The sequence below is a fragment of the Paracoccus sp. TOH genome, from assembly GCF_030388245.1.
GTDB classification, from domain to species: domain Bacteria; phylum Pseudomonadota; class Alphaproteobacteria; order Rhodobacterales; family Rhodobacteraceae; genus Paracoccus; species Paracoccus simplex.
The window spans coordinates 91,072-116,039 of sequence record NZ_CP098364.1 but is presented as its reverse complement, the minus strand read 5'-3'; the positions used below and the strand labels follow the sequence as shown (position 1 = coordinate 116,039).

General features: G+C 67.5%; 26 protein-coding genes. 19 read left to right on the top strand and 7 right to left on the bottom strand.

Annotated elements, in window-relative coordinates:
• Window positions 1-240: 240 nt before the first annotated feature.
• Window positions 241-471, bottom strand: coding sequence for a hypothetical protein (locus NBE95_RS22120; RefSeq protein ID WP_289896802.1), 231 nt, complete (start codon window positions 469-471; stop codon window positions 241-243).
• Between the two features lie 423 nt (window positions 472-894).
• On the opposite strand from NBE95_RS22120, the gene NBE95_RS22115 reads away from it, so the two are divergent.
• From NBE95_RS22115 to NBE95_RS22105, 3 genes are read left to right on the top strand one after another with little or no spacing between them, the layout of a single operon-like run.
• Window positions 895-1,098 (top strand): cyclophilin-like fold protein, encoded by a 204-nt coding sequence (locus NBE95_RS22115; RefSeq protein WP_289896801.1) that lies wholly within the window; start codon window positions 895-897, stop codon window positions 1,096-1,098.
• Window positions 1,099-1,142: 44 nt separating this feature from the next.
• Entirely contained in the window at window positions 1,143-2,192 is a 1,050-nt protein-coding gene (locus tag NBE95_RS22110) for an NAD(P)-dependent alcohol dehydrogenase (RefSeq protein WP_289896800.1), read from the top strand.
• A gap of 12 nt (window positions 2,193-2,204) precedes the next feature.
• Window positions 2,205-2,600 (top strand): cupin domain-containing protein, encoded by a 396-nt coding sequence (locus NBE95_RS22105; RefSeq protein ID WP_289896799.1) that lies wholly within the window; start codon window positions 2,205-2,207, stop codon window positions 2,598-2,600.
• Between the two features lie 40 nt (window positions 2,601-2,640).
• Here the strand turns inward: NBE95_RS22105 and NBE95_RS22100 are convergent, their stop codons facing one another.
• The gene (locus NBE95_RS22100) at window positions 2,641-3,561 is read right to left on the bottom strand and encodes a CobW family GTP-binding protein (protein ID WP_289896798.1); all 921 of its coding nucleotides are present in this window, start codon (window positions 3,559-3,561) and stop codon (window positions 2,641-2,643) included.
• Between the two features lie 2 nt (window positions 3,562-3,563).
• Complete coding sequence (locus tag NBE95_RS22095) at window positions 3,564-5,198, bottom strand: amidohydrolase (RefSeq protein ID WP_289896797.1); 1,635 nt, start codon at window positions 5,196-5,198, stop codon at window positions 3,564-3,566.
• Window positions 5,199-5,303: 105 nt separating this feature from the next.
• Here NBE95_RS22095 and NBE95_RS22090 point away from each other — a divergent pair, with 105 nt between their 5' ends.
• The 6 genes from NBE95_RS22090 (at window position 5,304) to NBE95_RS22065 (ending at window position 11,763) form a co-directional block, all read left to right on the top strand.
• Complete coding sequence (locus tag NBE95_RS22090) at window positions 5,304-6,248, top strand: LysR family transcriptional regulator (RefSeq protein ID WP_289896796.1); 945 nt, start codon at window positions 5,304-5,306, stop codon at window positions 6,246-6,248.
• A 107-nt stretch (window positions 6,249-6,355) separates the two neighbouring features.
• Window positions 6,356-7,948, top strand: coding sequence for an ABC transporter substrate-binding protein (locus NBE95_RS22085; RefSeq protein WP_289896795.1), 1,593 nt, complete (start codon window positions 6,356-6,358; stop codon window positions 7,946-7,948).
• 18 nt (window positions 7,949-7,966) lie between these two features.
• Window positions 7,967-8,938, top strand: a complete 972-nt coding sequence (locus NBE95_RS22080; protein ID WP_289896794.1) for an ABC transporter permease — start codon at window positions 7,967-7,969, stop codon at window positions 8,936-8,938.
• Between the two features lie 48 nt (window positions 8,939-8,986).
• The gene (locus NBE95_RS22075) at window positions 8,987-9,820 is read left to right on the top strand and encodes an ABC transporter permease (protein WP_289896921.1); all 834 of its coding nucleotides are present in this window, start codon (window positions 8,987-8,989) and stop codon (window positions 9,818-9,820) included.
• A gap of 3 nt (window positions 9,821-9,823) precedes the next feature.
• Entirely contained in the window at window positions 9,824-10,816 is a 993-nt protein-coding gene (locus NBE95_RS22070) for an ABC transporter ATP-binding protein (RefSeq protein ID WP_289896793.1), read from the top strand.
• Entirely contained in the window at window positions 10,813-11,763 is a 951-nt protein-coding gene (locus NBE95_RS22065) for an oligopeptide/dipeptide ABC transporter ATP-binding protein (RefSeq protein WP_289896792.1), read from the top strand. The genes NBE95_RS22070 and NBE95_RS22065 overlap by 4 nt, the downstream gene beginning before the upstream one ends.
• Before the next feature lie 75 nt (window positions 11,764-11,838).
• Here the strand turns inward: NBE95_RS22065 and NBE95_RS22060 are convergent, their stop codons facing one another.
• Window positions 11,839-12,723, bottom strand: coding sequence for a MurR/RpiR family transcriptional regulator (locus NBE95_RS22060; protein ID WP_289896791.1), 885 nt, complete (start codon window positions 12,721-12,723; stop codon window positions 11,839-11,841).
• Window positions 12,724-12,842: 119 nt separating this feature from the next.
• Between NBE95_RS22060 and NBE95_RS22055 the strand changes: the two genes are divergently transcribed.
• Genes NBE95_RS22055 through NBE95_RS22025 form a run of 7 tightly spaced genes read left to right on the top strand, consistent with a single transcriptional unit; the run spans window position 12,843 to window position 20,488 of the window.
• Window positions 12,843-13,583: an N-formylglutamate amidohydrolase gene (locus NBE95_RS22055; protein ID WP_289896790.1), complete on the top strand. Its 741-nt coding sequence runs from the start codon at window positions 12,843-12,845 to the stop codon at window positions 13,581-13,583.
• Window positions 13,583-14,119: a TRAP transporter small permease subunit gene (locus NBE95_RS22050; protein ID WP_019352634.1), complete on the top strand. Its 537-nt coding sequence runs from the start codon at window positions 13,583-13,585 to the stop codon at window positions 14,117-14,119. The genes NBE95_RS22055 and NBE95_RS22050 overlap by 1 nt, the downstream gene beginning before the upstream one ends.
• The gene (locus NBE95_RS22045) at window positions 14,116-15,441 is read left to right on the top strand and encodes a TRAP transporter large permease subunit (protein ID WP_289896789.1); all 1,326 of its coding nucleotides are present in this window, start codon (window positions 14,116-14,118) and stop codon (window positions 15,439-15,441) included. The genes NBE95_RS22050 and NBE95_RS22045 overlap by 4 nt, the downstream gene beginning before the upstream one ends.
• Before the next feature lie 18 nt (window positions 15,442-15,459).
• Entirely contained in the window at window positions 15,460-16,497 is a 1,038-nt protein-coding gene (locus tag NBE95_RS22040) for a TRAP transporter substrate-binding protein (protein ID WP_289896788.1), read from the top strand.
• 59 nt (window positions 16,498-16,556) lie between these two features.
• A complete protein-coding gene (locus NBE95_RS22035; protein ID WP_289896787.1) occupies window positions 16,557-17,918 on the top strand; it encodes a glutamine synthetase family protein in 1,362 nt (453 codons plus the stop codon).
• A 39-nt stretch (window positions 17,919-17,957) separates the two neighbouring features.
• A complete protein-coding gene (locus tag NBE95_RS22030) occupies window positions 17,958-19,346 on the top strand; it encodes an aldehyde dehydrogenase family protein (RefSeq protein WP_289896786.1) in 1,389 nt (462 codons plus the stop codon).
• A complete protein-coding gene (locus NBE95_RS22025) occupies window positions 19,343-20,488 on the top strand; it encodes an iron-containing alcohol dehydrogenase (protein ID WP_289896785.1) in 1,146 nt (381 codons plus the stop codon). The genes NBE95_RS22030 and NBE95_RS22025 overlap by 4 nt, the downstream gene beginning before the upstream one ends.
• Before the next feature lie 114 nt (window positions 20,489-20,602).
• On the opposite strand, the gene NBE95_RS22020 is transcribed toward NBE95_RS22025, so the two are convergent.
• The 3 genes from NBE95_RS22020 to NBE95_RS22010 form a co-directional block, all read right to left on the bottom strand.
• On the bottom strand, window positions 20,603-22,273 hold the full coding sequence (locus NBE95_RS22020; protein WP_289896784.1) for a cytochrome c oxidase subunit 1: 1,671 nt from the start codon (window positions 22,271-22,273) through the stop codon (window positions 20,603-20,605).
• A 204-nt stretch (window positions 22,274-22,477) separates the two neighbouring features.
• Window positions 22,478-22,816 carry a carboxymuconolactone decarboxylase family protein gene (locus NBE95_RS22015; RefSeq protein ID WP_289896783.1) on the bottom strand — a complete coding sequence of 113 codons (339 nt, stop codon included), beginning with the start codon at window positions 22,814-22,816 and terminating at the stop codon, window positions 22,478-22,480.
• A 31-nt stretch (window positions 22,817-22,847) separates the two neighbouring features.
• The gene (locus tag NBE95_RS22010) at window positions 22,848-23,159 is read right to left on the bottom strand and encodes a hexameric tyrosine-coordinated heme protein (RefSeq protein WP_354670386.1); all 312 of its coding nucleotides are present in this window, start codon (window positions 23,157-23,159) and stop codon (window positions 22,848-22,850) included.
• 368 nt (window positions 23,160-23,527) lie between these two features.
• Here NBE95_RS22010 and NBE95_RS22005 point away from each other — a divergent pair, with 368 nt between their 5' ends.
• The 3 genes from NBE95_RS22005 (at window position 23,528) to NBE95_RS21995 (ending at window position 24,951) form a co-directional block, all read left to right on the top strand.
• Window positions 23,528-23,965 (top strand): Rrf2 family transcriptional regulator, encoded by a 438-nt coding sequence (locus tag NBE95_RS22005; protein ID WP_289896782.1) that lies wholly within the window; start codon window positions 23,528-23,530, stop codon window positions 23,963-23,965.
• Window positions 23,966-23,985: 20 nt separating this feature from the next.
• Entirely contained in the window at window positions 23,986-24,429 is a 444-nt protein-coding gene (locus NBE95_RS22000) for a DUF6522 family protein (protein WP_289896781.1), read from the top strand.
• Between the two features lie 81 nt (window positions 24,430-24,510).
• Window positions 24,511-24,951 (top strand): CBS domain-containing protein, encoded by a 441-nt coding sequence (locus NBE95_RS21995; protein WP_289896780.1) that lies wholly within the window; start codon window positions 24,511-24,513, stop codon window positions 24,949-24,951.
• The last annotated feature ends 17 nt before the right edge of the window (window positions 24,952-24,968 follow it).

The window sequence follows — 24,968 nt, the reverse complement described above, 5'->3', positions numbered from 1 at the left end:
CAGCTTCCCGCAACGCTCCGGCAAGGGCAGACTGCGGATGTCGGTGGTGGGTAGCCGGTTTCGTGGTGGTAATTGGTTCGTGGTGGCCCCGACTGGATCGGGCAGGTTGATGGCACAGCCTGCCCGATTGTCCCTGGCCGGGCAGCATAGGCGGCGCGGGGGCGAACCAGCCGGATCGGCAGGCCAGCCCGAACCACCCCGCAGAACAGCGGGAAACACCGCGCCTTCCGGCGGCGTCGCTCAGTCAGGGCGCCGGACGCCCCGCTGCTCGGCATCCAGCCTGGCGATCATCGCATCGAACAGGCGCTTGGCTTCATCCTCCGTCAGCGCCTCGTCCTTCTGTCCCTCAGTCGTCCGGTAATTCGGATCGTGAAGCTCGGGTACGAATTTTTGTCCCATCTCTCCCCCCATCTGACTGATCGGGGCAAGGGTAGCACGCCGGCAGCCAATGGCCGACTCCGGATCCGGCATCGGCGGGTTTCAGCCGAAACCCGGCCGAGGCGCCGGATGCACTCAATCCGATCGACGTGAGGCGTTCCCGGCGCACCTTCGGAGGGACCGAGGGAACCGCTGCGCAAGCGCAGAGGGCTAAACCGGGCAAGCCCGCTGCCACCAGCCGCCAGTCGGGACCGATGCGCCCGGCGATCATGTCCTGTTCCACGCTCTCGCCCAGGCGGCGGTCTTCGGCATCTTGCCGCCTGGGCTGGGCGAGGCGTGCCATGATGGAGAATCCGCGGATGTCCGATGAACCCGCCGGCCTGTCCCGGCGTTTCCTGCTGGCTGCAGCCGCCAGCCTCGCCCGTCCCGCCAACGCCCGCGCAGGAGCCGCGATGCCGATCCGCCCGACCTGCGCCGATCAGGACTTCACCGCGACGCCGGAGGGCAATCCTGCCGTTGGGCCTGACCAGCAAGGATTGTTCCACCAACCAGAAGATCGCCCACCTGCCGCGCAAGCTGACCGGGGCAGGCAGCATCCGCTTCGGGAATGTGGCGCCGGGCGATCTGTGCTATTACGCCCCCTGTCGCCGGCCGCGCGGGCTGGGCCGGCTGGATGGCGGCGCCGCGCCCCTGCTGCTGCGCGTCGAAAGCCTTGCATGACGCGCGGACCCGCCAGCAAATGAATGCAGACAAAGGAGCATGACATGACCGTTCTCGCCTATGGCGCCCCCGCCGCCGATCAGCCGTTGTCGCGCATGGAGATCACCCGCCGCAGGCCCGGCCCGCATGACGTGCGGATCGAGATCCTGTATTGCGGCATCTGCCATTCCGACCTGCACCAGGTGCGCAGCGAATGGGCCGGCACGCATTATCCCTGCGTGCCGGGGCACGAGATCGTCGGCCGCGTCGCCGCCGTCGGCGAACATGTCCGCAGCCACAAGCCCGGCGATCTGGTCGGCGTCGGCTGCATCGTGGACAGCTGCCGGCGTTGCGCCGATTGCGACGAGGGGCTGGAAAACTACTGCGACGGCATGGTCGGCACCTATAACGGCCCGACCGCCGACGCGCCCGGCCACACGCTGGGCGGCTATTCCCAAGCGGTCGTGGTGCACGAGCGCTATGTCCTGAAGATCACCCATCCCGAGGATCAGCTTGCCGCCGTGGCGCCGCTGCTCTGCGCCGGGATCACCACATATTCGCCGCTGCGCCATTGGGGCGTCGGGCCGGGCAAGAAGGTCGGCGTCGTGGGCATCGGCGGCCTTGGGCATATGGGGGTGAAGCTCGCCCATGCCATGGGGGCACATGTCGTGGCCTTCACCACCTCGGAAAGCAAGCGCGCCGATGCTCTGGCGCTTGGTGCCGATGAGGTGGTGGTCTCGCGCAACCCCGACGAGATGGCGGCGCATGGCAAAAGTTTCGACTTCATCCTGAACACCGTGGCCGCGCCGCATGACCTCGATGCCTTCCTGGCGCTGCTGAAGCGCGACGGCACCATGGCGCTGGTCGGGGCGCCGGCGACGCCGCATCCTTCGCCCAACGTGTTCAACCTGATCATGCGCCGCCGCAGCCTGGCCGGCTCGATGATCGGCGGCATCCCCGAGACCCAGGAAATGCTGGATTTCTGCGCCGAGCACGGCATCGTGGCCGATATCGAGATGATTCGCGCCGATCAGATCGAACCCGCCTATGAACGGATGCTGAAGGGCGATGTGAAATACCGCTTCGTCATGGACATCGCCACCATGGGCAACTGAAGGAAGCCGCAGATGAAGATCACCCGCGCAGGGCAGACGCCCTCGACCGCCGGGCCGGCCGACTGGTTCACCGGCCGCGTCCGCATCGACCCGCTGTTCGCGGCCGAGGCGCCCGGCCGTGCCGTCGGCGCCCATGTCACCTTCGAGCCGGGCGCGCGCACGGCCTGGCACACCCATCCCGCCGGCCAGACCCTGATCGTCACCTTCGGCCGCGGCCGCGTCCAGCGCGAAGCCGGCCCGGTCGAGGAGATCCGCCAGGGCGACGTGGTCTGGTTCCCCGCCGGCGAAAAGCACTGGCACGGCGCCGCGCCCGACACCGCGATGAGCCATATCGCCATCCAGGAAACCATCGACGGATCGGCGGTCACCTGGATGGAACAGGTCTCGGATGCGGATTATGCCGGCTGACGGGCGTCTGGGCCGGTGACGCGGCCCGGGAACCGCGGCGCTACAGGGCCGAGAGCTGTTCCAGGTCGGCGGCCAGTTGCGCCAGCGCCTCGGCATCCGGCGCGATGGCGACCAGCCGGTTCATGACCATGCCCTCGGGCAGATCGGCCGGTTCCAGCGTCAGCGCCCCCCCGGCCAGTTGCAGCAGGTGCGGGCCGTCCGAGCCGGGCAGCAGCACATAGCCCTTGAGCCGGTGGACGGCGCGGCGGTGCCGGTCGATGATCGTGGCAAGCTGGCCGCGAGCCGGCGGGGCACATGCGATGGTGCGGCTGGCGAACAGGCGGCCATGGTCGCGATCCGCGGCAAGGCCGGCAGAAGCGGCCAGGCTGCGGCGGTCATGGCGCGCCGCCAGTGCCGCAAGAAAGCCGTCGTCCGGCGCCAGATGCGGGCTGGCCAGCGGGTTGAGCCGCGCCACCAGCCTGGCGGCGTGGCGCAAGGCCGGGCGGCCGGCGATATCGGCGCGCGACAGGAAGACCGCATCGGCGCCGCGGATCTGGCTTTCCGCCACCCTGCCGATCCGGGGGTCGGCCAGCCGCTCGGCCAGGCTTTGCGGATCGACCACCGCCACCACCGCCCGGCAGTCCAGCTCGGGCTCGGCCAGGGCGAAGCTGGCCAGCCGCCGCGGCTCGGCGACGCCGCTGGCCTCGATGACCAGCCGGTCCACCCGGTCGCGCAGGCTCAGCGCCCGCTCGAAGGCGTCGAACAGCCCGCCGCCCATCGAGCAGCAGATGCAGCCGTTGCTGAGCTGGATCGTGTCGGCCGAGCGGCCGGCGATCAGCGCCGCATCGACCGCGATGTCGCCGAAATCGTTGACCATGACCAGGATGCGCTCGCCCTGCCGGTCCAGCAGCCGGTTCAGCAGCGTGGTCTTGCCCGCGCCCAGATAGCCGCAAAGCAGGTTGACCGGCAGCGGCGCGGCCATGGTCAGAACGATCCGGCCGCGACCGGGGTGCCGCCGAAGACGGTGCCCCAGACCCGGACCTCGCGCAGCCGCTCGGGGCCAAGGGCGTGCGGATCGTCCTCGAGCACGGCGAAATCCGCGCGCTTGCCGACCTCGACCGAGCCCAGCTCGGCGTCGAGCTTCAGCGTATGGGCCGCGCCCAGGGTGATGGCGTAAAGCGCCGCGTCCAGCGGGATGCGTTCCGAGGTGCCCAGCTGCCGGCCGCTGTCGGTCCGGCGATTGACCGCGCACCAGGCGGTGACCAGCGGCGCCAGCGGCGTGATCGGCGCGTCGGAGTGGATGGCCAGCGGAATGCCCATCTCCAGCGCGCTGGCGCAGGGGTTCATGCGGCAGGCGCGCTCGGGGCCGATGGTGACCTCGTAATGCTTGTCGCCGAAGTAATACAGATGGTTGGCGAACAGGTTCACGCAGCATTGCAGCGCGGCGATGCGGCGCAGTTGCGCCCGGTCGGCCATCTGGCAATGTTGCAGGACATGGCGATGGTCGGGGCGGAAATGCCCGGCAAGCGCCGCTTCCAGCGCCTCGATGGCGGCAAGGCTGGCGCCGTCGCCGTTGACATGGATATGCATCTGGATGCCCTGCCGGTTCAGGTCGTCCACCAGCAGGTTCAGCGCCTCGGGGGCGATGTTCCAGATGCCGTTGTCGATGCCGCGATGATAGCCCGGCGCGCTTAGCTGCGCGGTGAAGCCCTGGATCGAGCCGTCGGTGACGATCTTCACCCCGCCCAGCCGCACCCGGTCGGTGGACTGCGCCCGCAGCTCCTTGGCGCGCGCGCCCACCGCCTCGGGCGGCAGCGCCATGGCCGAGAGCATCGGCACCAGCCGCAGCGGATAGCCGGCCTCGGCCGTGGTGGCGAACAGGTCGGCCAGCACCTCGTCGCCCAGCTCGTTCAGCAGGTCGGTCGAGGTCGTCACCCCCGCCCGGCAGGCCGAGCGCGCGAAGTTCCAGATCGCCTCGGGGTCGCCGCCCATGGCGCGGAAGCTGGCCCCGACCCGGCGCGTGACCGGGAACATGGCGCCCATCTCGTGCAGCTCGCCATGCAGCCCGCCGTCCTCGGTGTGGATGACGCCGGGGACGTCGGTGTGCTCGTCATAGCCGGCCAGGTCCAGCGCCACGCTGTTGGCGGTCAGCAGGTGCATGTTGGAATGCAGCACCACCACCGGCCGGGTGGTCGAGACCCGGTCGAGATCCAGCCGCGACAGCCGGTCGCCCGGCACGAACAGCGGATCGAAACCCCAGCCGACGACAGGCCCGTCGCCCAGTTCCGCGGCGCGGTCGCGCAGGCGCTCGACCAGCGCATGGGTGCTGGTGACACCCTGCCACAGCCGGCCGTCCGGGGCTACGCGGTCGTAATGGCCCAGATAGGTGAAGCGCCAGACCGAACCCTCCATCATATGGGCGTGGCCCTCGACGAAGCCGGGCATCAGCACTTTGCCCGCGAAACGGTCGTCATGGTGCAGATCGCCCCGGCCCTGCATCTCCTCGGGGCCGCCGACGGCAAGGATGCGCCCATCGTGGGACACCATCACATGCGTCGCCTCGGGCCGCGACGGGTCCATGGTGATGATGCGGCGTGCTGAAAAAACGGTCGGGATCATGCAATTTCTCCGTCGGATGCGGCGTCGCGGGCAGATTAGCTGTGACAAACATCCTGCGTGAAATGCATAGTTGCGCGGGATTTCCGCTATTTTCCTGAGGGACGGATGCATTACACCCTGAAGCACCTGCGCTATATCGAGGCGGCCGAGCGCCACCAGTCGATCACCGCCGCGGCCGAGGGGTTGGCGGTCTCGCCCTCGTCCATCGCCGCGGCCATCGACCATATCGAGGCGCAGTTGGGCCAGCCGCTTTTTGCCCGCGTGCCGTCGCGCGGCATCGCGGCCACCAGCTTCGGGCGCAAGATCATCGACGAGATCCGGCTGCTGCTGGCGGCGCAGGCGCGCTTCGACGGCAAGATCGCCGATCTTGAGCAGCGCATCGACGGCACCGCCCGCATCGCCTGCTTCACGCCGCTGGCGCCGATCCTGCTGCCCACGATCCTGTGCGAGGTGCGCGAGCGCTATCCGAACCTGATGATCGAGGTGATGGAGGGCAACTGGGAGGAGGTGGTCCGCGCCGTCGATACGGGCGATGCCGATTTCGCCTTCTGCTACGGGCTGATCAATGAGCTGGTCTATCGCTTCCTTCCGCTTTTCGTCGGCCATCCCCATGCCGCGCTGCCGGCGACGCATCCGCTGGCCAGCGGCCGCTTCGTCACGCTGGAACAGCTGGCGCCCGAGCCGCTGGTGGTGCTGGATCTGGAACTGTCGCGGCGCTACCTGATGGACCTGTTCGCGACGCGCGGGCTCAAGCCGAACGTGGTCTATTCGGCGCGCTCGACCGACATGATGCGGGCGCTGATCGCCGCCGGCATGTGCTATGGCATCTTCAACATCCGCCCGATGAGCAAGCAGACCTATGCCCGCGGCGATCTGGTGCGACTGCCGCTGGCCGGCGAGCACGACGCGCCGCGCGCCGGGGTGCTGACCCGGCGCGACGTGAAGCTGACCCCGGTTTGCGAAGCGATCATCGCCACCTGCGAGATGCAGGCGATGCGCGGCGAATTCGACCGCGCCTTCGTGCGGCCCTATCTTCCACAGGATTTCTGAGGAATTCTGGCGCAAAAATGCATTTGCCGAAAAGCCCCCCCATGCCCGATCTCTAGGACGCAGCGTCAACGCCCAGAATTTGTCGCGCATCCAACACGGAGAACCAGATGACCCTTCCCCCCGCCTTCTCGCGTCGTTTCCTGCTGGCCGGTGCAGTCGCGCTGACCGCCTTGGCCACCGCTCCCGCGCTTTCCGCCCAAGAGGCGCAAAAGGGCGGGACACTGGTGCTGGCGTCCGTGCACAAGCCGCGCCACCTGAACTCGGCCGTGCAGTCGGGGGTCGCGACCGCCGTGCCGGCGGCGCAGATCTTCGCCACGCTGCTGCGCTATGGCGAGGATTTCACCCCGCAGCCCTACCTGGCCGAAAGCTGGGCGTTCAGCGACGACAGCAAGGTGCTGACCCTGAAGCTGCGCCAGGGCGCGACCTTCCACGACGGCTCGCCCATCACCGCCGAGGACGTGATCTGGTCGCTGGGCGTGGTCAAGGACAACCACCCGTTCTCCAGCATGCTCGCGCCGGTCGAGGCCTTCGAGGCGCCCGATCCGCAGACCGTGGTCATCCGCATGACGCAGCCGCATCCGGCGATCCTGCTGGTGCTGTCCGCCTCGTTGACGCCGATCCTGCCCAAGCACGTCTTCGACGACGGCCAGGACATCAAGTCGAACCCCAAGAACAACCTGCCCATCGGCTCGGGCCCGTTCAAGGTGACCGCCTTCGAACTGGGCCAGCACATCATCCTGGAACGCTATGACGGCTTCTTCCTGGAAGGAAAGCCCTATCTGGACCGCATCGTGATCCGGCAGTACCAGGACGCCAATTCGGGCGTGCTGGCGCTGGAATCGGGCGAGGCGCAGATGTTCCCGCTGCTCGACGGCACCCGCCTGATCCGGCGGCTGGAGAAATCCGGCAACCTGACCGTGACCGACAAGGGCTATGCCGGCATCGGCCCGCTGAACTGGCTGGCCTTCAACACCAAGCATCCGGCGCTGTCGGACCTGCGGGTCCGCCAGGCCATCGCCTATGCCATCGACCGCGATTTCGTCACCAAGGCGCTGCATTCCGGCCTGTCCAAGCCCGCGATCGAGCCGGTGGTGCAGGGCAGCCCCTTCTATACCGAGGATGTCGAGCGCTACGACTTCGATCTTGACAAGTCCAAGGCGCTGCTGGCCGAGGCGGGCTATGGCGAGGGCGGGAAAAAGCTGGAACTGCGCATCGACTACATGCCCGACATCGAGGAACAGCAGCGCGCCGTCGCCGAATATGTCAAGGCGGCGCTGGCCAAGGTCGGGATCGCGGTCACCGTGCGTTCCGCGCCCGACTTCCCGACCTGGTCGCAGCGCGTGTCGTCCTATGACTTCGACATGACCATGGACCAGGTCTTCAACTGGGGCGACCCGGTGATCGGGGTGAACCGGACCTATCTGTGCTCGAACATCCGTCAGGGGATCATCTGGTCCAACACCCAGCAATATTGCAACGAAGAGGTGGACAAGCTGATGAACGCCGCCGGGGTCGAGCCGGACCTGGCCAAGCGCCAGCAGCTTTACGCCCAGGCCTTCAAGCAGATCACCACCGACATCCCGATCCATTTCATCAACGAAGTGCCCTATCACACGGTCTATTCGCAGGCCGTGCAGAACCCGCCCGTCTCGATCTGGGGCACGATGGGGCCGATGGATGAGGTCTGGCTGAAGCAGTAACCGGCGGAGGCAATCCCGATGTTTCGACGTATCCTGCGGCAGCTGCTTTATGCGGCTGCCCTGATCCTCGCTGTCCTTGTCCTGAACTTCCTGCTGATCCAGCTTGCCCCCGGCGACCCGGCCGAGGTCATCGCCGGCGAGATGGGCGGCGCCAGCGCCGAGGTCATGGCCGCGATCCGCCAGCAATACGGCCTCGACAAGCCGCTGCTGACCCAGCTGGGGCTGTATCTGGGCCGCGCGCTGCAGGGCGACCTGGGCATGTCCTATTTCTACAACCGCCCGGTGGTCGATCTGATCCTGTCGCGGCTGGGGCCGACCATGCTGCTGGTGGCGACCGCGTTGGGTTTCGCGCTGGTCGTCGGCACGCGGCTGGGGATGCTCGCCTCGCGCAATCCGCGCGGCATCGCCTCGGCGGTGGTCACGGTGCTGTCGCTGGTCGGCTATTCGGCGCCGGTGTTCTGGACCGGGCTGATGCTGGTGATCCTGTTCGGCGCTACCATCCCGTTGTTCCCCATCGCCGGCATGATCGACGTGGTGAAACAGGGCGGCTTCCTGAGCCGGATCCTGGACATCGCCCACCATCTGGTGCTGCCGGCGCTGACGCTGGGGCTGGTCTATCTGGCGCAATACAGCCGGCTGACCCGCGCCTCGATGCTCGAGGTGCTGGGCGCCGACTACATCCGCACCGCCCGCGCCAAGGGCGTCAGCGAGCGGCAGGTTTTCGGCCGCCACGCCTTCCGCAACGCGCTCTTGCCGGTGGTGACCGTCGCGGGCATGCAGTTCGGCGCCATCATCTCGGGCGCGGTGCTGGTCGAGACGGTGTTCAGCTGGCCGGGCCTTGGCACGCTGGCCTTCCAGTCGATCCTGGCGCGCGACTATCCGACCGTGCTGGGCATCCTGTTCTTCTCCACCCTGATCGTCATCATCGCGAACCTGCTGACCGACTTCGTGTCGCGCCTGCTGGACCCGCGCCTTGCCGGAGGACGCTGAGACATGACCGCGCCCGCCAGAACCACGGTTCCAGCCGCCCGCGGTCCCATGGCCGAAGCCTGGGACATCTTCCGCCGCAGCCCCTCGGCCATGCTGGGCCTGGCGCTGCTGATCCTGGTCATGGCAATGACCTTCGCCGGACCCCATCTCTACCCGGTCGATCCGTTCGAGATCGTCTGGGCGCCGCTGACGCCGCCGGGCGAGGAGGCGACCATTCCGCTGGGCACCGACAACCTGGGCCGCGACATCCTGGCCGGGCTGATCGCGGGCGGCAGCGCCACGCTGGCCGTGGGCTTCGCCGCAGCGCTGATCACCATGCTGATCGGGGTGGTGATCGGCGCCTATGCCGGCTTCTACGGCGGCATCGTCGACGACATGCTGATGCGCGTCACCGAATTCTTCCAGGTGCTGCCGCCGCTGCTGTTCGCCATGGTCGTGGTGACGCTGTTCCAGCCGACGCTGGTCAACGTGGCGCTGGCCATCGGCATCGTCAGCTGGCCGCAGACCGCGCGCCTGACCCGGTCCGAGTTCCGCCGCATCCGCACGCTGGAATATGTCAGCGCCATGCGCGCCATCGGCGCCGGCGACGGCAACATCATCTGGCGCGTCATCCTGCCCAATGCCCTGCCGCCGCTGATCGTCTCGGCCACGCTGACCATCGGCATGGCCATCCTGTTCGAGGCCGGGCTCAGCTTCCTGGGCCTGTCGGACCCGAACGTCATGTCCTGGGGGCTGATGATCGGCTCGGGCCGGGAATACCTGCTGGATGCCTGGTGGGTGGTGACGCTGCCCGGGGCGATGATCTTCCTGACCGTGCTGGGCGTCAGCCTGGTCGGCGACGGGCTGAACGACGCCTTCAACCCCCGGATGAGGGAGCGCTGAGCCATGGTGACCGAACCCGTTCTGGACATCCGCAACCTCAAGGTCGATTTCACGACCCGGCGCGGCGTGGCCCATGTGCTGGACGACGTGTCCTTCAGCGTCGCCCCGGGCGAGCTTCTGGCCATCGTCGGCGAATCAGGCTGCGGCAAAAGCATGACGGCGCTGTCGGTGCTGGGCCTGATCCCCTCGCCCCCGGGCAAGGTGGTCGGCGGCAGCATCCTGTTCCAGGGCCGCGACCTGACCAAGCTGCGCCAATCCGAGATGCGCAAAATCCGCGGCGGCGACATCGCCATGATCTTCCAAGAGCCGATGACCTCGCTGAACCCGGTCTTTACCTGCGGCGAGCAGATCGCCGAGGCGGTGCGCCTGCACCAGAAGGTCAGCCCGAAGGCCGCCTTCGCCCGCGCCGTCGACATGCTGCGCGCCGTCGGCATCCCCGAGACGGAACTGCGCGCCCGCGCCTATCCGCACCAGCTTTCCGGCGGGATGCGCCAGCGGGTGATGATCGCCATGGCGCTGTCCTGCGAGCCGAAGCTGTTGATCGCGGACGAGCCGACGACGGCGCTGGACGTGACCGTGCAGGCGCAGATCTTCGGCCTGCTGGACGAGTTGCGGCAAAAGACCGGCACCGCCATCATCCTGATCACCCATGACATGGGCGCGGTGGCGGAAATGGCCGACAAGGTGGCGGTCATGTATGCCGGCCGCATCATCGAACGCGGCCCGGCCGATGCGGTGCTGGACAATCCCGGCCATCCCTATACCCGCGGCCTGCTGGCCAGCATCCCGCGCGTCGATGCCGACCCGGATGCCGATCTGCCGGAAATCCCCGGCATCGTGCCGGCGCTGACCGATTTGGGCCGCGGTTGCGCCTTCGCGCCGCGCTGCCCGCTGGCCGTCGAGGCCTGCCGCGCCGCCCAGCCCCGCCACGTCGCCCTGTCCGGCGCGCATTCGGCCGCCTGCATCCAGCTTGAACCCCGCGAGGTCCCGGCATGACCCAGCTTCTTTCCGTCCGCGACCTCAAGGTGCATTTCCCCACCGCGAACGGCGGCACCGTCCATGCGGTCGATGGCGTCGATTTCGGCATCCAGCGCGGCCAGACGCTGGGCATCGTCGGCGAATCCGGTTCGGGCAAGACCACCACGGCGCTGGCGGTGATGCGCCTTGCCCCGATCACCGGCGGCACGATCGACCTGGACGGCACGCCCATCAGCCGCATCGAGGGCGAGGAGCTGCGCCGCGCCCGGCCGCGCTTCCAGATGGTGTTCCAGGACCCGTTCTCGTCGCTGAACCCGCGTGAACGGGTGGGGCGGATCATCCGCCAGCCCATGGACCTGCTGGGCCTGGGCGAGCCCGGGGGCCGCGACGCGCGGGTCGAGGAATTGCTGACCCAGGTCGGCTTGCGCCCCGAGCTGAAGTCGCTTTACCCGCACCAGTTTTCCGGCGGGCAGCGGCAGCGCATCGGCTTGGCGCGGGCCTTGGCGACCAAGCCCGACCTGATCGTCTTCGACGAGCCGGTCTCGGCGCTGGACGTGGCGGTGCAGGCGCAGGTCCTGAACCTGATCCGCCGCCTGCAGCGCGAGACCGGGCTGACCTATCTGTTCATCAGCCACGACCTGGGCGTCGTGCGCCACATCTGCGACGAGATCGCGGTGATGTATCTGGGGCAGATCGTGGAAAAGGCGCCGGCGGCGCAGATCTTCGCCGCGCCGCGCCATCCCTATACCCAGGCGCTGATCGCCGCGGCGCCTTCGCTGGCGCCCGAACATCGGCGGCGCGGCGGCGGCGCGCGGCTGCAGGGCGACCCGCCCAGCCCGGTCAACCTGCCGAAAGGCTGCCGCTTCGCCTCGCGCTGCCCGATCGCGGTCGAGGATTGCCGCCAGCGGATGCCGGCCCTGCGCCAGCTTGGCCCCGGACAGGCGGTCGCCTGCCACCTGGCCTAGGCCGCAGGCAAAGCCGGCAGCGGCAACGCCCGGCGCGGCTGGCCGATCCCGGCTGCGCCGGCCGGGCGCGGCGCTTCACCCCTTTCCGCGCCGGAACAGGCTGGCGCGTTCATACAGCGCCTCAAGCCGCGTCATGCGCTCTTGCGCCTGCGGCCAGTTCAGTTCCTGCACCGCCGCCAGCAGGGTTTCGATCAGCACCAGCAGCGCCGTGGTGCTGTCCCAGGCCGAGGGCACCTCGATCTGCGCGGCGAAGCGGAACCGGGCATGGGCGGAAATCGGGCTGATCCAGGGATCGGTGATCAGCACCACCTCGGCGCCCTGTTCGGCGGCCATCTCGGCCAGTTGCAGCGTCGTGCTTTCATAGCGGCGGATGTCGAACGCCACCAGCACGTCGCCGGGCCGCAGCTCGAGCAGCGCCGAGGGCCAGGCCCGGGACTGGCTGGGCAGCGCAACCACCCCGGGCCGCACGATGCCCAGCTGCGTCACCAGGTAATCCGCCAGCGCCTGGGTGATCCGCCCGCCGGTCACCAGCACCCGGCGCTGCGGATCGGCCAGCATTGCCGCGCAGGCGTCGAAATCGGCATGGTCGATGCGGCCAAGCGTCCTTGTCAGATTGTCCAGCACCGCATCGGCGAACCGGTTCAGGATATGGGTCTGGGGCACGCCGCCGGCCCAGCGGGCATGTTTGGACAGCGGCGATTCCAGCCGCGCCTCCAGCTCGCCGCGCAGCTGGGTCTGAAAATCGGGATAGCCGCGGAAGCCCAGCTTCTGCACCAGGCGCAGCACCGTGGGGGTGGAGACCCCGGCCTCCTTGGCCAGATGCGTCATCGAGGCCAGCCCCGCCACCGGGAAATTCCGCATCAGGTGACCGGCCAGCAGGCGCTCGGCCGGGGTCAGGGCGTCAAATCGCTGCGTCAGGCGGTCCTCGATGGTGCCCGCGGCTTCCGGTTCCTGTGACATCGGCCCTTCCTTTCGGTGACGCCGCGTTCGTAACGATCTTAACAGCAAAAACATATCCTGAAAAATAATTGACAGACTTGGCCTTGCCGTTCCAACCTGATCGCGACGGGAGTGAGCGTATGTCTGGTTCAGCATCTTTCTTCCAGATCGAGAACGCGGAAGGCGGCGGCGCAGCGGTCATCGTCTGCGAACACGCCTCGAACGACCTGGGGACGATGCCCGGGGCGCTGGGGCTGAGCGCCGAACAATGCCTGGCCCATATCGCCTGGGATCCCGGCGCGCTGGGGGTGGCAAAGGGGCTGTCGGCGCTGCTGGACGCCACGCTGATCCACGCCACGGCGTCGCGGCTGATCTATGACCTGAACCGGCCCCCCGATGCCGCCGGCGCCATGGCGGCGCGCAGCGAGCTGCATGACATCCCCGGCAACTGCGACCTGCCGGTCGCGCAGCGGCTGGCCCGGACCGAGACGCATTACATCCCGTTCCACGCGGCGCTGTTCGCGCTGCTGTCGCGCCGGCTGGCCAGGGGCAGGCCGACGGCGCTCATCACCGTCCACAGCTTCAGCCCGCTTTATTTCGGCGTCCGGCGCGAGGTCGAGTTCGGCATCATCCACGATGCCGACGACCGGCTGGCGCGGGCGATCCTGGCGCGCAGGACCGGGCTGGTCACCCGGCTGAACGATCCCTACAGCGCCGCCGACGGCGTGGCCCATACCCTGGCGCTGCATGCGACGCCGCTGGGCCTGGCCCATGCCATGCTGGAGATCCGCAACGACCTGATCGCGACGCCGCGGGCGCAGCAGGCGATGGCCGACCGGCTGGCGCCGACGATCCGCGACGCCCTGAGGGAGGCCCTGTGATGCCGAACTGGACCATCGCCTATGTCCGCCGGGTCGAGGCGCTGAACTACCGCATCGGCCGGGCCAGCATGTATCTGCTGTTCGTCATCATGGGCATCCTGCTGTGGTCCTCGGTCACGAAGGTGCTGAAGGTGCCCTCGCTCTGGACGCTGGAAATGGCGCAGTTCACCCTGGTCGCCTATTACCTTCTGGGGGCGCCCTATTCGATCCAGCTTGGCGCGAATGTGCGCATGGACCTGATCTATGCGCGGCTGCCGATCCGCCAGCAGGCGGGCTGGGACATCTTCACCGTGTTCTGCCTGCTGTTCTATCTGGGGGTGATGCTGTGGGGCGCGGTGGATTCCACCCTCTACAGCTTCCAGATCGGGGAACGCGCGCCAAGCGCCTGGCGCCCGGTGCTGTGGCCGATCAAGGTGATCATCACCCTGGCCTTCCTGCTGATGATCCTGCAGGCGCTGGCGCATCTGATCCGCGACATCGCCATCCTGCGCGGGGTCGAGATCGCGCGGCCCTTCGCCGGAGAGGCCGACCGATGAGCTACGAATGGATCGCGGCCCTGATGTTCTCGACCATGCTGCTGATGATGATCACCGGGCAGCGGGTCTTCGGCGCCATCGGCTTCGTCGCCGTGGTGGCGGCGCTGGCGCTGTGGGGTCCGGGCGGCACCGACATGGGCTTTTCATCGGTGATGAAGCTGATGAAGTGGAACGCGCTGCTGACCCTGCCGATGTTCGTCTTCATGGGCTATGTCATGTCGGAATCCCGGCTGGCCGAGGATCTCTACCGCATGTTCCATGTCTGGTTCGGGCCGATGCCGGGCGGGCTGGCGATCGGCACGGTGCTGCTGATGGTGCTGATCTCGGCGATGAACGGGCTGTCGGTCGCCGGCATGGCCATCGGCGCCACCATCGCGCTGCCGGAACTGGTCAAGCACCGCTATGACAAGCGGATGATCTCGGGGGTGATCCAGGCCGGGTCCAGCCTGGGCATCCTGATCCCGCCCTCGGTGGTGCTGGTGCTGTATTCGCTGATCGCGCGCCAGCCGGTCAGCCAGCTTTGGCTGGCCGGGATCGGGCCGGGCCTGCTGATGGCGGCGCTGTTCATCGCCTATATCCTGATCCGCACCTGGCTGAACCCGGCGCTGGCCCCGCCCATGCCGGCCGAGGAGCGCGCCCGGATCACCTGGGCCGAGCGGCTGCGGCTGCTGCGGGCGGGCATCCTGCCGCTGGTGATCTTCGCGGCGATGATGATCCCCTTCGTCCGGGGCTGGACCTCGCTGACGGAAAGCAGCGTGATCGGGGCCTTGGCCTCGGTCGCGGCGGCGGTGGTCAAGGGGCGCTTCACCCGGCAGGTGTTCGAGGTGGCGACCCGCCAGACCCTGGCCATCACCTGCATGTTCATGCTGATCATCATGGCGGCGCTGAGCTTCGGCGCGGTTTTCGACGGGCTGGGCGCCGGCCGCGCCATCGAGGATCTGTTTCTGGGCCAGCTGCATCTGACGCCCCTGCAGGTGCTGCTGATGATGCAGGCCAGCTTCATCCTCATGGGCATGTTCCTGGACGACACCGCGATGCTGGTCATCGTGGCGCCGATCTATGTCGGGCTGGCCCGCAGCCTGGGCTTCGATCTGGTCTGGTACGGCATCCTTTACACGATCACCTGCCAGATCGCCTATCTGACGCCGCCCTTCGGCTACAACCTGTTCCTGATGCGCGCCATGGCGCCGCGGGATTTCACGCTGGGCCTGATCTACCGCTCGGCCCTGCCTTTCGTGCTGATCATGATTCTGACGCTGTCGCTGGTGATCGCCTTTCCCCAGATCGCCATGTGGCTGCCGCATTCGATCTATGGACAATAACCAACAGGGAGAATGAAGATGACCACCAGACGCAAGTTCCTGACCCAGGGCGCCCTTGCCGCCGGCGCCTCGGCGCTGGCCGCGCCGGCCATCGCCCAGGGCGCGGCGCTGAAATGGCGCATGCAGACCTATGCCGGCGCCGCCCTTGGCGAGCATGTCTGCAAGCCCGCCGTCGAGGCCTTCAACAAGATCGCCAACGGCCAGATGGAGATCGAGCTGTTCTTCGCCGACCAGCTGGTGCCCACGGCGGAACTGTTCCGCGCCATGCAGAACGGCACCATCGACGCGGTGCAATCCGACGACGACAGCATGGCCAGCCCGACCGAGGTCACCGTCTTCGGCGGCTATTTCCCCTTCGCGCTGCGCTATTCGCTGGATGTGCCGGCGCTGTTCAACCACTACGGCCTGGATGAGATCTGGAAGGAGGAATACGCCAAGCAGGGCATCCAGCACATCTCGGCCGGGTCCTGGGATCCCTGCAACTTCGCCACCAAGCAACCGATCAACAGCCTTGCGGATCTGAAGGGCAAGCGCGTCTTCACCTTCCCCACGGCCGGCCGGTTCCTGGCGAAATTCGGCGTCGTCCCCGTCACCCTGCCCTGGGAGGATATCGAGGTCGCCCTGCAGACCGGCGAGCTGGACGGGGTCGCCTGGTCGGGCATCACCGAGGATTACACCGTCGGTTGGGCCGGGGCGACCGGGCATTTCCTGACCAACAGCATCTCGGGCGCCTGGATCGGGCATTTCTTCGCCAACCAGAAACGCTGGGACGAGGTGCCCGAGCACCTGAAGGAATTGATGAAGGCGGTCTTCGACCAGTCGCATTACTATCGCCAGCACTGGTATTGGTCGGGCGAAGCCAAGCTGCGCGTCACCGGCGACAAGATGAAGCTGACCACCATCCCGGCCGAGGAATGGGCGACCGTCGAGACCGCCGCCAAGGAATTCTGGGACGAGATCGCCGCCGAATCCGAGGTCAAGGCCAAGGTCGTCGCCAAGATCAAGGAATATAACGAGGCGATGGAAAAGGCCGGCCCGCCCTATCGCTATTCCTGATCCGCCGCGCCCCCGGGGCGCGCCAGTCCCGGCGCGTCCCCTTTCATCCGGAGTCCGCGATGCCCGCCAACCTGAGTTTCGAGGCCCTGCCAGCCGCCGTGGATGCCGGCGAGATCGACACCGTCATGGTCGCCCTTGTCGACATGCAGGGCCGCCTGATGGGCAAGCGCTTCCACGCCGCGCATTTCCTGGACAACCCCGACGAGACGCATTGCTGCAATTACCTTCTGGCCACGGATATCGAGATGGTGACCGTGCCCGGCTATCAGGCGACGGGCTGGGCGGCCGGCTATGGCGATTACGTGATGAAGCCCGACCTGACCACGCTGCGCCGGCTGCCCTGGGCGCCGGGCACCGCCTTCTGCATGGTCGATCTTTACGACCACCACACGCATGAGCTTGTCCCCCATGCCCCGCGCAGCGTGCTGCGCCGCCAGATCGAGCGCGCCCGCGCCCTGGGCCATGAGCCGATGATGGCGACCGAGCTGGAATTCTACCTGTTCGCACAGGGCTACAAAGAGCTTTTCGATGCCGGCTATCGCGGCCTGACGCCCACGGCGCGGCACAATGTCGATTACGCCCTGACCGGCACCTTCGCCGACGAGCCGGTGATGCGCGCCCTGCGCAACGGGCTTTACGGCGCCGGCATCCCGGTCGAGAACTCCAAGGGCGAGGCCGAGGCCGGCCAGCACGAGATCAACGTGAGATATTCCGACGCGCTGGACACCGCCGACATGCATGTGCTGGTCAAGGCGGCGACCAAGGAGATCGCCCAGGCGCATGGCCAGTCCGCGACCTTCATGGCGAAATACCGCCATGGCCGCGCGGGATCGTCCAGCCATGTCCACCAGTCGCTGTTCCGGGACGGCGCGAACGCGTTCCACGACCCGAATGCCGAACATGGCATGTCGGACCTGATGCGGCATTATCTGGCCGGGCAGCTGGCCCATGCCGAGGCGCTGACCTATTTCCTTGCGCCCTATGTCAACAGCTACAAGCGTTTCGTGACCGGGCTTTTCGCACCGACCAAGTCGATCTGGTCGATCGACAACCGCACTGCCGGCTTTCGCGTCTGTGGCGACGGCACGCGGGGCGTGCGTGTCGAATGCCGCATCGGCGGCGCCGACCTGAACCCCTATCTGGCCTGCGCGGCGCTTCTGGCCGCCGGCCTCGACGGGGTGGAACGCAAGCTGGAGCTTGAGCCGCAATTCTCGGGCGATGCCTATGCAGCCGAGGCCGCGCGCCAGATCCCGAAAACGCTGGGCGATGCGGCGCGGGCGCTGGACGCATCCGCCATGCTGCGCGCCGCTTTCGGGGATGCGGTGATCGACCACTATGTCCGCGCCGCCGAATGGGAACTCGAGGAACAGAACCGCGTCGTCACCGACTGGGAACTTGCCCGCGGCTATGAACGCGCCTGAACGGATTTCGCCGGCTAGGCCCGGCCAGATGAGGATGAAATGACCAAGACGATCAAGCTGATTTCCCCGGTCGATGGCTCGGTCTACGCCGAGCGCACCCCCCTGACCGGTACTGAGGCGCGCGCCGCCGTCGCCCGCGCCCGCGCGGCGCAAGGTGCATGGGCCGCGCTGCCGCTTGCGGAACGCATCGCCCGGGTTCGGGCCGGCATCGCGGCGTTGAACGCGATGAAGGACGAGGTGGTGCAGGAACTTGCCGGCCAGATGGGCCGCCCGACCCGCTATGGCGGCGAATTCGGCGGCGTGAACGAGCGCACGGCCTATATGTCCGACATCGCCGCCGAGGCTTTGGCCCCCATGGTGGCCGAGGACAGCGACCGTTTCCGCCGCGAGATCCGGCGCGAGCCGGTCGGCGTGGTCTTTGTCATCGCGCCCTGGAACTATCCGTTCCTGACCGCCGTCAACACCATCGTGCCGGCGCTGATCGCCGGCAATGCCGTGGTGTTGAAACATGCAAGTCAGACGCTTGTGGCTGGCGAACGCCTGGCCCAGGCCATGGCGCAGGGTGGCGTGCCGGCGGATGTGTTCCAGAACGTCGTTCTTGACCATCAGACCACCGAGGACCTGATCGCCGAGCGCAGTTTCGGCTTCGTGAACTTCACCGGCTCGGTCCGGGGCGGACAGGCGATCGAGCGCGCGGCGGCGGGCACCTTCACCGCAACCGGGCTGGAACTGGGCGGCAAGGACCCGGGCTATGTGCGCGCGGATGCCGATCTGGATGCCGCCGTCGACGGGCTGATGGATGGGGCGATGTTCAATTCCGGCCAGTGCTGCTGTGGGATCGAACGGATCTATGTCCATGAAAGCCTGTATGACGCCTTTGTCGAAAAGGCGGTGGCATGGGTGATGGGCCAGCGTCTGGGCAATCCCTATGACCCCGAGACCACCATGGGGCCGATGGCCAATACCCGCTTTGCCGAGGTGGTGCGCGGCCAGATCGCGGATGCGGTGGCCCAGGGCGCACGCGCGCTGATCGACCCGGCCGCCTTCCCGGCCGATGACGGCGGTGCCTATCTGGCGCCGCAGATTCTTGTCGATGTCAATCACGACATGCGGGTGATGCGCGAGGAAAGCTTTGGCCCGGTCGTCGGCATCATGCCGGTCAAGGACGACGACGAGGCCGTCGCGCTGATGAATGATTGCGATTACGGGCTGACGGTTTCGGTCTGGACGGCGGATGCGGATGCGGCGGCGGAACTGGGTGCGCGGCTGGAAACCGGCACGGTGTTTCTGAACCGCTGCGACTATCTGGACCCGGCTTTGTGCTGGACCGGCTGCAAGGATACCGGGCGGGGGGCGGCGCTTTCCAGCCTTGGCTATATGGCCGTGACCCGGCCCAAATCCTACCATCTCAAGAAGGTGACGAAATGAACCTGCGCGCAAACTGGTCCTATCCGACCGCGATCAAGTTTGGGGCCGGCCGCATCGCCGAACTGGCCGAGCATTGCCGCGCCGTGGGCATCGACCGCCCGCTTCTGGTGACCGACAAGGCGCTTGCCGCCTTGCCGATCACCGCGCAGGCGCTGGATATTCTGGAGGCCGCGGGCCTTGGTCGCGCGGTGTTTTCCGATGTCGATCCGAACCCGAACGAACACAATATGGCGACCGGCATCGCCGTCTATAAGGCCGGCGGCCATGACGGGGTGGTGTGTTTCGGCGGCGGCTCGGCGCTGGATCTGGGCAAGATGATCGCGCTGATGGCGGATCAGACCGTCTCGGTCTGGGATCTTGAGGATATCGGCGACTGGTGGACCCGCGCCGATGCAAGCCGGATCGCCCCGATCATCGCCGTGCCCACCACCGCCGGCACCGGGTCCGAGGTCGGGCGCGCCGGCGTTCTGACCAATTCCGAAACCCACAAGAAGAAGATCATCTTCCACCCCCGGCTGATGCCGGCCGTGACCATCTGCGACCCCGAGCTGACGGTGGGAATGCCGAAATTCATCACCGCCGGCACCGGCATGGACGCCTTTGCCCATTGCCTGGAGGCCTATTGCAGCCCGTTCTTTCACCCGATGAGCCAGGGCATCGCGCTGGAGGGGCTGCGGCTGGTCAACGAATACCTGCCGCGCGCCTATGCCAGCCCCGACGACATCGAGGCGCGGGCGCAGATGATGGCCGCCGCCGCCATGGGCGCGGTGGCGTTTCAGAAAGGGCTGGGCGCGATCCATTCGCTGTCCCACCCGGTCGGCGCGGTCTACGGCACCCATCACGGCACCACCAATGCGGTGGTGATGCCGATGGTGCTGGACTTCAACCGCTCCGCCATCCAGGACCACCTGGCCCGCGCCGCCGATTATCTGGGCATCGCCGGCGGCTTCGACGGCTTCCGCGCCCGGGTGATGGAGCTGCGCAGCATCTTCGCCATCCCCGAGACCCTGACCCGGCTTGGCGTTCAGCCCGAGCGCCTGGACGAGCTGACCGAGATGGCGCTGGAAGACCCGAGCTGCGGCGGCAATCCCGTCCAGATGACCCGCGAAAACACCCGCGCCCTGTTCGAAAGCTGCATGTAAGGGCTGGCCCGACCGGCGCGGCGCCGCGGATCGCCGCCGCTGCCGGCGCGGCGCGCAAGACCATCGGCGCGCGCCGCCGCAATCCATCGCTGGTCCTGCGCCGGAGGCTGACCGCTAGCGATGCGCGTGGCTGCGGTCCCAGTCCTCGCGCTTGGGCAGCTGCTCGAACGTGTGCTCGGGCGGGGGCGAGGGCAGGGTCCATTCCAGGGTGTCGGCGTGCTCGTTCCAGTAGTTCGGCACGTTGACGCGCTTGCCGGCGAAAAGCGTGTAGAACACGATGCCGATGAACAGCAGGAAGGACGCGAAGCTGATATAGGCGCCGATCGACGAGATGTTGTTCCAATAGGCGAACTCGACCGGATAGTCGATATAGCGGCGCGGCATGCCCTGGCGGCCCAGGAAGTTCTGCGGGAAGAAGATCATGTTCGAGCCGAGGAACATCATCCAGAAATGCAGCTTGCCGGCCCATTCCGGATATTGCCGGCCCGACATCTTGCCGATCCAGTAATAACTGCCCGCAAAGATCGCGAAGACGGCGCCCAGGCTCATGACATAGTGGAAATGCGCCACGATGTAATAGGTGTCGTGATAGACCCGGTCCAGCGGCGCCTGCGCGATGACCACCCCGGTCACGCCGCCGATGGTGAACAGGAACAGGAAGCCGAAGGCCCAGAGCATCGGCGTCTTGAACTCGATCGAGCCGCCCCACATGGTCGCGATCCACGAGAACACCTTGATGCCGGTCGGCACGGCGATGGTCATGGTCGCCATCTGGAAATAGGTCTGCTGGGTCAGCGACATGCCGGCCGTGTACATGTGATGCGCCCAGACGATGAAGCCCAGGAAAGCGATGGCCGCCATGGCCAGGACCATTGGCAGATAGCCGAAGATCGGCTTCTTGGCGAAAGTGGCGATGACATGGCTGATGATGCCGAATCCCGGCAGGATCAGCATATAGACCTCGGGATGGCCGAAGAACCACAGGATGTGCTGGTAAAGCACCGGGTCGCCGCCGCCGGCCGGGTCGAAGAAATGCGTGCCGAAATTGCGGTCCATCAGCAGCATGGTGATGCCGCCCGCCAGCACCGGCAGCGACAGCAGGATCATCCAGGCGGTGATGAAGACCGCCCAGGCGAACAGCGGCACCCTGAACAGCGTCATGCCGGGGGCGCGCATGTTCAGGAAGGTGGTGATGATGTTGATCGCGCCCAGGATCGAGCTGGCGCCCGAGACGTGGACGGAAAAGATCGCCAGGTCCATCGCGTAACCGCCCTCGGTCGTGGACAAGGGCGGGTAAAGCACCCAGCCCACGCCGGCCCCGCGCTGATCCGCCCCGCCCGGCGACAAGAGCGAGGCGATGGCCAGCGAAACCCCGCAGACATAAAGCCAATAGCTCAGGTTGTTCAGCCGCGGAAAGGCCATGTCCGGGGCGCCGATATGCAGCGGCATGAAATAGTTGCCGAAACCGCCGAACAGCGCCGGAATCACCACGAAGAACATCATCAGCACGCCATGATAGGTCACCACCACGTTCCACAGATGGCCGTTCGGCGTGCATTCGGCCGCGGCGTCGGCGATGAGGCGCATCCCTTCCAGGCACATGTATTGCACGCCGGGATGCTGCAGCTCCATCCGCATGTAGACGGTGAAGCAGACCGAGATCAGCCCGGCCAAACCCGCCGTGAACAGGTAGAGAATGCCGATATCCTTGTGGTTCGTCGACATGAACCAGCGGGTGAAGACGCCCCGCCGCGCTTCGATGCTGTCGCTGATCTGGGCTGCCATGGTCCTATCCTTTATCCGCGCTGGCTTGGGTCTCGGGTCGGGCCGCCGGTTCGGCGCGGCGGCACGGCGATGCGGCGGGCCCCGCGGCGATCGGCAAGGCGAAGCGGGGCGCCGGGCGCCGCCGCGATGCGCCGGACCGCCGCCGCAAGGGCCCGGGCCCGCCGCCATGGTTTCCGGGGAACGGCGGCAAGGCGCGGGCCGGTCTCACGCGCCATCAATTTCGTCCAGCACCGCCAGCGCCTTGTTCGCATGGCCATAGGCCGCGCCGGCGCGCATCTCGGCCGCGACCCAGATCGCCTCCATGATCTGCTCGTTGCTGGCGCCGGCGCGCTTCGCGCCCCGCACATGGCCCTCGATGCACCAGGGGCATTGCGTCACATGCGCCACCGCGACCGCGATCAACTGCTTGGTGCGCTTGTCCAGCGCCCCCTCGGCGAAGACCGCCTTCGACAGCGCCAGAAAGGCATCGTCGATGGCGGGGGCCAGCGCGTGGCGTTTCGCGCCCAGTTCGGGGCTGGCCTTGGGCATGGTGATATCGGTCATGGGCTTCCCCTTCCCCTTTCCCCGGGCGCGGTCAGTCGCGCCAATAGCCGTTCGCCGCGGCGATGGTGGCGAACCAGGCCGCCGCCACGCCCGAGACGTCGATCAGGCGGGCCGCATCCCCGGCATAGTGCGGCCGCTGCGCCTTCAGCACCGCCACATCGGGCTGGGTCGTCTTGACCGCCCGCCGGGCCATGACGATGGCCAGGTCGAAGCCCTGCTGCGGCGTATCGACCTGCAGGGTCGGCAGCCAGGTCTCTGCCGGCGCCGGCGTGGCGGCGGTCTGGGCAAGACCCCCGGTCGGCGGCAGCGCCAGCGCGGCCAGAATGCAGATCTGTCTAAGCATCGGATCACCCTCTTGAACTGGTCACGAAAGGGGTTGCAGCCCCTTGGTCAGACGCGCGCCCCCGCCGCAAAGCGCGGAGACAGCAGGTTATTTTCCAGATGGATGCCCCATCGGGTCCGCGCCCGCGGCGCATCCCCGCGACGGCAGGAACCGATGCCGAGCCGCCGGGCAGACCTGCCGCGATCTCGCCAGCCGTGCGGTCGGGCAAGGGATGCGTCCTTGGGACATGGCCGTCTCCGTAAGCGGTTGTCTTTGACGGTGGGTCGGGCCGCGGGGCAGGAGAATGCGCGAAGCCCTTTTATTCGGTACTTGCAATGCCGAATATCCTCACACATAATCGGCATTGTCAATACCAATTAGGAGGGTCGATGCGGCTTGCCACCTTCACGGATTACGGGTTGCGGGTGCTGATGCGCCTGGCGGGGGCGCAGGGAGAGGCGGTCTCGACCGGGCGGATCGCCCGGGAATTCGGGATCTCGCAACATCATCTGGCCAAGGTGGTCAGCGATCTTGGAACGGGCGGCTTCGTGCGGTCCGAGCGCGGCAGGTCCGGCGGGCTGCGGCTGATGCGGCCGGCGGACGAGATCACGCTGGGACAGGTGGTGCGCCATCTGGAACGCAAATTCGCCATCGTCGAATGTTTCCGCGCCGATGGCGGCGAATGCGTCCTGCGGCCGGGTTGTCGCCTGCGGCCCCAGCTTTCCGCGGCGCGCGAGGCGTTCATGACCGAGCTTGACCGCACGACGATCAAGGATTGCGCCTGGCCCGGGGCAGGCCCGGGCGGGCGGATGGTGGCGGCCGAATAGGCCGGGAAAGAGAGGCAGCGATGGGTGCGGTCGAATTCGGCAAGGACGGCGTCAGGGTCGAGGCGGCGCTGCTGGCCCGCGCCTTCGGGATCAGCGCCGACGATCTGAAACGGGACATGCGCGACGGCACGATCACCAGCCGGTTCGAGCGCGGCGAGGGCAAGGACGCCGGAACCGTGCGGCTGATCTTCTTCTCCGCCAGCCGGCGCGTCAGGATAACGGCCGATGCCGGCGGCCATGTGCTGAGCTGCGGCGCGGCGGATTTCGCCGGCCCGCCCGGTTCCGCAAGCCGGCCGGCGGCGACCGGCACCGGCCGGGGCTTCGCGGACCCGGATGGTCAACAGGCGCATATCGAAACGCTTCTCGACCTGGCGCTGCAGGGAACCTTCCCCGCCAGCGATCCCGTCGCCATCGGCATCGACGCCCCTGCCCCGCCCGTCTTGCCGCGGGAAACGAGACCATGACCGCCGCACGTCCGGGCCGGGATTGCGGGGGCCTGGCCGGGACATCGGCGCGCATTCCCTGATCGCACAAAGGGGGGTCACATGCTGATCCGCAAACTTCTGCCCGTCGCGCGCCGCCGCCTGCAGACCATCGACCTGGGCGCCGCGCTGCTGCAGGCCGCCCGGCGGCTTGGCACGGATTGCGACATGCTGGTGGTCTGCGACGCCGCCGGCCGGCTGGAGGGCGTGCTGACCAAGACCGACGTGGTGCGCCAGACCGGCCGTTGCGCCGGCGCCGGTTGCACCGCACCCGTGGTCGAGGCGATGACGCGCGACGTCACCACCGTGACCGCCGACGGCTGGCTGCAGGATGTCTGGGACATCATGAAGGCGCGCGGCTTCAGGAACATCCCGCTGGTCGATGCGGCCGGCCTGCCGCTGGGGGTGCTGAACGCCCGCGACGTCCTGCAGATGCTGCTGCAGGAGGTCCGGGAGGAGGAGAACCTGCTGCACGATTATGTCATGAACATCGGCTATCGCTGAGAAAGACTGCCGACCGC